The organism is Streptoalloteichus tenebrarius (assembly GCF_024171885.1).
GTDB classification, from domain to species: Bacteria; Actinomycetota; Actinomycetes; order Mycobacteriales; family Pseudonocardiaceae; genus Streptoalloteichus; species Streptoalloteichus tenebrarius.
Genome location: NZ_JAMTCP010000084.1, coordinates 1 through 5,875 on the forward strand (window position 1 = coordinate 1; position 5,875 = coordinate 5,875).

Here is a 5,875-nt window from a genome sequence, read left to right on the forward strand (position 1 = left end):
ATGTGCATCGAGTTCACCGGCTGATCACCGCCTGGTGATGTGACGACGTCCTCGGGATCGGAGGGTCCCGAGGACGCCGCATTTCCGTCACCTGACGGAAATGCGGCCTGGGTGCGTGTGCTGGCTGCGGCGGGGTACCGGTTGTCAACCGGTCTCACTCTTTCCTGTTGTGTTTTCGCCTGATGGTGAGGCGAGTTATCCACAGGCTCTGAGGTTGTCCACATGCTGATCTTGGTGTGTGGCGGGGCTGGTGTGCCGGCGAATAGGCTGGACGCGGGGCTCGCCCCCCGGGCGGGTGGGGGCTGTACCGGGCGAGGGAGGTTGGCCCGTCCCTCACCACGGCGAGGCGGGCCACCGGACCTCGAACCGGGCGCCGCCCTCCGGGGAGTCCCCCACCGACACGGTCCCGCCGCGACGGCGCACCGTCTCGGCCACCAGGGCCAGCCCGAGGCCCGCGCCGCCGCTCTCCCGCGCGCGGTCGTCCTGCACCCGGTAGAAGCGGTCGAACACCCGGCGCCGGTGCTCCTCGGGGACGCCCGGCCCGTCGTCGTCCACCACCAGCCGCACCTGCCGGCCCGCCGGCAGCACGGACACCCTGACCAGCGCGCGGGCGTGACGGCGCGCGTTGCGCACCAGGTTGTCCAGCACGGTCGCCACCTCCGTGGGCGCGGCCAGCACGGCGGCCGGGGTCGGGGCCTCCGTCCGCACCGGCGGGCCGTCGGGTGACTCGGCGCGACGCGCCGCCGAGGCGACGGCCGCCACCAGGTCGACCCGCTCCAGTGGCGGGAGCCGCCCGGCGTCCGCCCTGGCCAGCGCGAGCAGGTCGTCGACGAGGCGGGACAACCGCTCGGCCTCCTCGGCGACGTCCCTGAGCACCTCCTGCGCGGACTCGGGGTCGGGGTAGGCCACCGCGACCTCGGCCTGCGCCCGGATCGACGCCACCGGCGACCGCAGCTCGTGCGCGGCGTCCCCGGTGAACCGGCGCAGCCGCTCGCTGGCCTCGTCCCTGCGGGCGAGCATCGCGTTGAGCGCCTCGGCCAGCGCGCGCAGCTCGTCCCGCGGCTCCGGTACGGGCAGCCGCTCCCCGCTCGGCAACGTGAACGCCGCCAGGCGCATCCGCTCCACGGGCCGCAGGGACCGCCGCACCGCGAACCAGGTCGTCACGGCGACCACGCCGCCGCCCACCGCCGCTCCCACCCACAGCCAGCCGATCCTGCGACCGAGGACCGGCATCAGCCCGGTGACGTCGGTGCCGGCGACCACGAGCCGCTGCGTCCCGTCCGGCGCGGTCACCACCGTGCCGAGCCAGCGGAACGGGAAGTGCCGGTGGTAGTCGAACGTCGCCTCGCCCGCCTTGAGCCGCCGCAGTTCCCCGCCGTCCAGGCCGACCGGCTGCCCGCCGTCGGCCGGGTGCCCGGCGGTGTCGAGCACGCGGACCACGACCCCGGGTCGCGCGGCCTCCGGGGCCTCGCCCCTGGCCACCGACACCGACGCCGGGCTCAGCACCTGCCGCAGGTCGTCGTCGACCGTGCGGAGCATGAGGTCGGCGACCAGGCCCACGCCCAGCCGGGCGAGCAGGACGAAGAAGACCAGGGCCACCGCGGTGGCCACGGCGGTGATGCGGAACTGCACGGTGCGGCGGTGCCACCAGTCCCGCACCCGCCGCAGGAGGCGGGACCTCATCCCCGCACCGGGGGCGGGACCGCCACCCGGGCCGGCCCCTGGGGGTTCTCGTCCCCGTCGGGTTCGTCCGACGCCAGATAGCCGTGCCCGCGCACCGTCCGCACCAGGCGGCCCGCGCCCACGGCGTCCAACTTGCGGCGCAGGTAGCCGACGTAGACCTCGACCGCGTTGCGCGTCGCGGCCTGCTCGTCGCCCCACACCGCGCGCAGCAACTCGTCCTTGGTGACCACCGAGCCGGCGCGGCCGACGAGCGCGTCCAGCACCGCGTACTCCCTCGGCGACAACGACACGGGGCGTCCGGCGACGGTGACCTCCCTGGTCGCGCGCTCGACCACCAGCTCGCCCAGGCGCAGTCGGCGGGCCGCGCCCGCCGAGGCCCCTCGGCGCAGCATCGCCCGCACCTGGGCGACCAGCACCACGAACGAGAACGGCTTCACCACGTACCCGTCGGCGCCCAGGTCGAGGCCGTCGGCCTGGTCGATCTCCCCGTCCTTGGCCGAGACCAGCAGCACCGGCGTGTGCACCCCCTCGGCGCGCATCCGCTCCAGCACCCGGTAGCCGGACAGGCCCGGCAGCATGATGTCGAGCAGCACCACGTCGAACGAGCCGGTCAGCGCCGCCCGCAACGCGGAGTGCCCGTCGGCCGCGGTGAGCACCTCCATCCCCTCGGCGGTCAGTCCCCTGCGCAGCGCCCTGCGCACACCGACCTCGTCGTCGACGACGAGCACCCGTGGTCCCACGCCTCCCAGCATGCCGGGCCGCGCGGAGGGGACCGCCGCGCTCTCAGCGGTCTCTCAGCTCGCCGGGCGTTCTCAGCGCCCTCTCAGCGACGCGCGGCCATCGTCGGTGGCGGGTCGCGACCGAGCGGCTCACGAGGGAGGCACACATGAAACGCAGGAAGGCGACGCTGACCGCCGCCGCGGCTGGCACGGTCGCCGGGGTGGTCGGTCTGGGGCTGTTGGCGCTGCCGACCAGCGCCAGCTCGGCGCCCTCGCTGCCACCGGTGGGCGCGGAGCAGCTCGTCGAGTCGGTGCTGCGCGCCCAGCCGCCGGCGATGGGCGGCGCGGTGAAGGTCGACAACGCGCTCGGCCTGCCGGCCGTCCCCGGCGTGCCCGAGGGCACGGCGCTGCTCGCCGGCGGCCAGGCCCGCGTGTGGCTGGACGGCCAGGGCAGGGGCCGCGTCCAGATCGCCAGCTCCGGTGGCGAGCAGACGATCGTCCACGACGGGTCGACGGTGTGGCGGTGGGACTCCGCCAGCCGGACCGTCGTCCGGTCCTCGCATCCCGAGCCCCAGGGCGTCCCAGGCACGGTTGACCCGTCGGCCATGGCCAGGGAGTTGGTCGGCCGCATCCGGTCGTCCAGCGCCGTGGCCGTGGACGGCACCGCGCGGGTCGCCAACCGCGACGCCTACGAGCTGGTGCTCACGCCCGCACCGAGCGAGCGCACCGTGCTGCGCGAGGTGCGGGTCGCGGTCGACGCGGAGAAGCGCGTCCCGCTGCGGGTGACCGTCCTGGCCAACGGGTCGTCCGACCCGGTGCTCCAGGCCGGGTTCACCGAGCTGACCATGGGCCAGCAGGACGCGGGGCTGTTCCGGTTCGAGCCACCCGCCGGGGCGACCGTGAAGGACGCCGAGCGGCACGTGGACGGGCCGTCCGCCAAGAAGGCCGGCAAGCCGACGGTCGTCGGCGACGGCTGGGACACCGCCGTCGTCGTCGACCTGCCGAAGGGCGAGGGCGGGCAGGACCCGCTCGCGCTGGTGAAGCAGGTCGGCAAGCCCGTCGAGGGCGCGTACGGCAGGGGCTGGCTGGTCAGCACGCGTGTCGGCTCGGCCCTGGTGACCGAGTCGGGCAGGGCCGCGCTGGGCGCGGTGCCCGAGCAGGTGCTCGCCGAGGCCCTCGGAGGCGCCCGGTGACCAGCGTCCCGCTGGCCGCGCGGCACGGGGTGGGGGCGGCCGAGGCCGCCCCCACCCCCGCCGCCCGCACCGCCGGGCTGCGCAAGGCCTACGGCGACACGATCGCGGTCGACGGCGTCGACCTGCTGGTGCCCGAGGGCGCGGTGCTCGGCATGCTCGGGCCGAACGGGTCGGGCAAGACCACGACGATCCGCATGCTGCTCGGCCTGACCGCGCCGACGGCCGGCACCGTGGAGGTGTTCGGCCGTCCGATGCCCGACGCGGCGGCCGAGGTGCTGCCCTTCGTCGGCGCCCTCGTCGAGGGACCGGGCTTCCACCCCTTCCTGTCGGGCAGGGAGAACCTGCTGCGGTGCGCGATGGCCGAGCCGCTGCTGCCGGGCCGCGCGGGGCAGCGGCAGCTCCGGCTCGCCGTCGACGACGCGCTGGAGCGCGTCGGGCTCGGCCACGCGGCGACCCGCCGGTACCGCGGCTACTCGCTGGGCATGAAGCAGCGGCTCGGCCTGGCCGCCGCGCTGCTCGTGCCGCGTCGGATGGTGGTGCTGGACGAGCCCACGAACGGACTGGACCCCGCCGGCACCCGCGAGGTGCGCCAGGTGGTCGCGCAGCTCCACGCGGCGGGCACCACCGTGGTGGTGTCGTCCCACCTGCTCAGCGAGATCGAGGCCACCTGCACGCACGTCGCGGTCATGAACCGGGGCTCGCTGGTGGCGCAGGGCGAGCTGGCCGACCTCCTCGACGCGGGCACGCCCACGCTGGAGGTGAGCACGCCGGACCGGGAGGCCGGCCTGGACGCGCTGCGCGCGGCCGGGGTCGCGGCCAGGGCGGAGCCGGGCGGCCTGCTGGTCGAGCTGACCGGGACGGACGCGCCGTCGGCGGTGGCGACCCTGGTCAGGGCGGGGGTCGCGGTGCACGAGGCCCGCCGGCGGCGGACGGGCCTCGAGGAGTTGTTCGCGCGGTTGACGGAGGACGAACGATGACGACGACGGTCGACCTGGCCGCGCAGCCGGCGGCGGGGCCGCCGGTCCCGCGCGCCGGCACACTCCGACTCATCCGCTCGGAGCTGCGGTGGGTGCTGCGCCGGCCGCGGACCCTCGTCGCGCTCGGGTTGCTGGCGCTGGTGCCGGTGGCCATCGGCGTCACGCTGACGCTGACCGACGGGATCAGGGCCGGCGGCGGGGCGGAACGCGGCGGGCCGTCGCTGCTCGCGGCGGTGGCCGGCAACGGGCTGGTGCTCCCCGTCGCGGCGCTGTCGATCACGATGGTGCTGCTGATGCCGCTGGTCGTGTCGATGGCGGCGGCGGACGCGTTGGCCGGGGAGGCCGCGCACGGCACGTTGCGGGGGCTGCTGCTGGCCCCGGTCGGCAGGGTCCGGCTGGTCATGGTGAAGGCCGTGGGCGTGCTCGTCGTGGCGGTGCTGGCCGCCGGGCTGGTCGCGGTGACCGGGTGGCTGACCGGCATGGTGCTCATCGGGGGCGACGGCCTGGTCACGCTGTCCGGCACGACGGTGCCGCTGGGCACGGCCACGCTGCGGGTCGCGCTGGTCGCGGGTTGGGTGGCCGCGCAGATGGCGGCGGTGGGCGCGGTGGCGCTGGCGATCTCCGCCGCGACCGACCACCCGCTCGTCGTGATGGCCGCGAGCATGGCGGGTCTGATCCTCTTCGGCGTGCTGCGGTCGTTGTCCGCGCTGGACTGGCTCCACCCGGTGCTGCTCACCGAGGGCTGGATCTCCGTCGCCGACGTGCTGCGCGACCCGATGCCGACCGAGGGCCTGCTCACCGGCCTGCTCCGCGCGGGCTGCTATGTCCTGATCGGGCTCTCGGTCGCGGTCGCCAGGACGGCCACCCGCGAGGGTTGAGACGTGTCCGGTGGCCGGCGGGGGTCGGCGGCCCTCCTCCCCGCGGGGGCTCCCACCACCCGGGCACCGCCTCGCCCGGTACAGCCCCCACCCGCCCGGGGGGCGAGCCCCGCGTCCAGCCTATTCGCCGGCACACCAGCCCCGCCACACACCAAGATCAGCATGTGGACAACCTCAGAGCCTGTGGATAACTCGCCTCACCATCAGGCGAAAACACAACAGGAAAGAGTGAGACCGGTTGACAACCGGCACCCCGCCACAGCCAGCACACGCACCCACGGCCCACTCCCCGACACCACCCCCAGGCGGGAGGTCGATCAGCGGCGCCGCACTCCCGTCAGCCCGGAGCACCCGAGCACCCACTGTCCTTAGTGGACACAAACCGTCCTCAATGGACACCGTAGATGATCACACCGGCAGGAGCG

General features: G+C 75.3%; 5 protein-coding genes. 3 read left to right on the forward strand and 2 right to left on the reverse strand.

Annotated elements, in window-relative coordinates; translation table 11 throughout:
• Nucleotides 1-333 precede the first annotated feature (333 nt).
• Both LX15_RS31820 and LX15_RS31825 read right to left on the reverse strand, forming a co-directional pair.
• Complete coding sequence (locus LX15_RS31820) at nucleotides 334-1,683, reverse strand: sensor histidine kinase (protein WP_253674858.1); 1,350 nt, start codon at nucleotides 1,681-1,683, stop codon at nucleotides 334-336.
• Entirely contained in the window at nucleotides 1,680-2,435 is a 756-nt protein-coding gene (locus LX15_RS31825; RefSeq protein WP_253674860.1) for a response regulator transcription factor, read from the reverse strand. The genes LX15_RS31820 and LX15_RS31825 overlap by 4 nt, the downstream gene beginning before the upstream one ends.
• A gap of 134 nt (nucleotides 2,436-2,569) precedes the next feature.
• On the opposite strand from LX15_RS31825, the gene LX15_RS31830 reads away from it, so the two are divergent.
• From LX15_RS31830 to LX15_RS31840, 3 genes are read left to right on the forward strand one after another with little or no spacing between them, the layout of a single operon-like run.
• Nucleotides 2,570-3,595, forward strand: a complete 1,026-nt coding sequence (locus tag LX15_RS31830; RefSeq protein ID WP_253674862.1) for a LolA family protein — start codon at nucleotides 2,570-2,572, stop codon at nucleotides 3,593-3,595.
• Nucleotides 3,592-4,572, forward strand: coding sequence for an ABC transporter ATP-binding protein (locus LX15_RS31835; protein ID WP_372502836.1), 981 nt, complete (start codon nucleotides 3,592-3,594; stop codon nucleotides 4,570-4,572). The genes LX15_RS31830 and LX15_RS31835 overlap by 4 nt, the downstream gene beginning before the upstream one ends.
• Complete coding sequence (locus LX15_RS31840; RefSeq protein WP_253674864.1) at nucleotides 4,569-5,450, forward strand: ABC transporter permease; 882 nt, start codon at nucleotides 4,569-4,571, stop codon at nucleotides 5,448-5,450. Before LX15_RS31835 ends, LX15_RS31840 begins: the two co-directional genes overlap by 4 nt.
• Nucleotides 5,451-5,875: the final 425 nt, after the last annotated feature.

Excerpts from the sequence above, each read along its gene's own strand:
- LX15_RS31820 (WP_253674858.1), bottom strand. The coding sequence starts at position 1,683 with ATGAGGTCCCGCCTCCTGCGGCGGGTGCGGGACTGGTGGCACCGCCGC.
- LX15_RS31825 (WP_253674860.1), bottom strand. The coding sequence starts at position 2,435 with ATGCTGGGAGGCGTGGGACCACGGGTGCTCGTCGTCGACGACGAGGTC.
- LX15_RS31830 (WP_253674862.1), top strand. The coding sequence starts at position 2,570 with ATGAAACGCAGGAAGGCGACGCTGACCGCCGCCGCGGCTGGCACGGTC.
- LX15_RS31840 (WP_253674864.1), top strand. The coding sequence starts at position 4,569 with ATGACGACGACGGTCGACCTGGCCGCGCAGCCGGCGGCGGGGCCGCCG.